The organism is Pseudomonas sp. SIMBA_041 (assembly GCF_046535095.1).
Taxonomy (GTDB): Bacteria; Pseudomonadota; Gammaproteobacteria; order Pseudomonadales; family Pseudomonadaceae; genus Aquipseudomonas; species Aquipseudomonas mucoides.
Window position 1 is genome coordinate 1 of sequence record NZ_JAWRXJ010000516.1, and the last position, 259, is coordinate 259.

At 42.5% G+C, this 259-nt stretch carries 1 protein-coding gene; it reads right to left on the reverse strand.

What is annotated here, in order from left to right:
• Window positions 1-259: segregation and condensation protein A (locus tag SB725_RS32150; protein WP_410923539.1), on the reverse strand; the 259-nt coding region annotated here is incomplete at both ends.

Here is a 259-nt window from a genome sequence, read left to right on the forward strand (position 1 = left end):
ACGCTCGTCGGTTGGGGTATCAGGGGCAGGTAATAGCAGTTCGGTTTTGATAGCGATGAGCGTTGATGCCATTAGTAGATAATCACCTGCTAATTCAAAGTGCTCGTTATCCAATTCACCGATATAAGCTAAGTACTGTTCAGTGATAGGCAGAATAGGCATTTGGGTCAAATCGACGTTGTTTTTTTTGACCAAATACAACAGAAAATCCAATGGACCAGCAAATTGTTCTAACCAAATAGCAAAGGCTTGCGGTGGT